Annotated in this window: 2 protein-coding genes; both read left to right on the forward strand. The window is 43.4% G+C overall.

The window, feature by feature from the left end:
* The first annotated feature begins 606 nt into the window (after positions 1-606).
* Positions 607-1,026, forward strand: coding sequence for an element excision factor XisH family protein (locus MC7420_RS34675; RefSeq protein ID WP_006106664.1), 420 nt, complete (start codon positions 607-609; stop codon positions 1,024-1,026).
* Positions 1,011-1,238: an element excision factor XisI family protein gene (locus MC7420_RS34680; RefSeq protein ID WP_006106666.1), complete on the forward strand. Its 228-nt coding sequence runs from the start codon at positions 1,011-1,013 to the stop codon at positions 1,236-1,238. The genes MC7420_RS34675 and MC7420_RS34680 overlap by 16 nt, the downstream gene beginning before the upstream one ends.
* Positions 1,239-1,286: the final 48 nt, after the last annotated feature.

The following is a 1,286-nucleotide window of genomic DNA, read 5'->3' on the forward strand; positions in this document are numbered from 1 at the left end:
AAAGCGCAGAGAATGCAGTTGTTGGAAGTTCAATAGATACAGATGTCATTGAATTTTTTTTGTACCTTGTGTTTCAGGTGTGTATCCCATTTTAGGCGATCGCACCTCAGCGTTGAAGAACTCCCATTCCTTTTGACATGGTATATCTGGGGAAAGGGGAAAGTGCGATCGCAATCGGACTCCATACCCAAACGCGATCACACCTTTCGATCAAACAGCTTCGATTCCTGGTGATATAGTGTATCTGGGGAAAGGGAAGGCGCGATCGCACGCTGGGAGATTATCACCTTTGATTCTGCTGTAGGGGCGACCCGCTTGCATTAATTAACAACGGTGTCCGCTTAATTTGATCGGGTCGCCCTTTATTCAATTGGCGGTGTCAAACGGTGTTTTTTGAGCGGTTATATGCGTTCCTGGATAGGCTTCCATCGAACTTTGGTGGGGAATCACTTCTATTCCTGGTGAGATTGTGTATCTGGGGAAAGAGAGAGGTGCGATCTGCTGTAAGCTCTACTCGAAGAGCGATCGCAATCCTTACCCATACCCCAAAGGCGATCAGCATAATGTTTTAGTACACTGAAGCTTGAAACTTGCTATTTTTTTTAGATGCCACGCCTTGATGTTTATCATGATGTCGTCAAATTTGCCCTGATTAAAGATGGCTGGACAATTACTCATGATCCATTGACGATTGAATTTGAGGATTTGACAGTTTATGCTGATCTCGGGGCAGAAAAAATTATTGCGGCTCAACGGTGTGAGCAAAAAATCGCTGTAGAAATCAAAGTATTTCGCACACCTTCACCTGTTACCGAGTTAGAGCGAGCGATTGGACAATACTATTTATATTTGACTTTTATTGCCAAACAGGAGCCAGATCGCGCTCTTTATCTGGCGATTCCTGAACGAACTTACCTCAACTTTTTCCAACGTCCGTCGATTCAGGTGTTTATCAAAGAACGTGGAATTTCTTTTTTTGTTTTTAACCCAGAACAGGAGGAGATTGTTAAATGGATCACTCACTAAGTAAGTTAGAGCGATATCAAAGAATTGCCCAAGATATTATCAATGATTATGCAGGTTATAAACCGAGTCAGGGGGATATTGAGTTAAGGGCGATCGCGGCTCAGGATTCCTATTTGCTGATTAGTTTTGGTTGGAATGGGGAGCGACGGGTTCACAGTGTAATTTTACATCTGCGAATTGTTGACGATAAGTTCTGGGTTAGAACGGGATGAAACAGAGGAAAGCATCACGCAAGATTTACTGGATCGAGGTGTTCCTCA

It is taken from the genome of Coleofasciculus chthonoplastes PCC 7420 (assembly GCF_000155555.1).
In the GTDB taxonomy this organism is placed as follows: Bacteria; Cyanobacteriota; Cyanobacteriia; order Cyanobacteriales; family Coleofasciculaceae; genus Coleofasciculus; species Coleofasciculus chthonoplastes_A.

What these genes read in the sequence shown, in the direction of transcription:
- MC7420_RS34675 (WP_006106664.1), top strand. Translation starts at nt 607, where the DNA reads ATGCCACGCCTTGATGTTTATCATGATGTCGTCAAATTTGCCCTGATT.
- MC7420_RS34680 (WP_006106666.1), top strand. Translation starts at nt 1,011, where the DNA reads ATGGATCACTCACTAAGTAAGTTAGAGCGATATCAAAGAATTGCCCAA.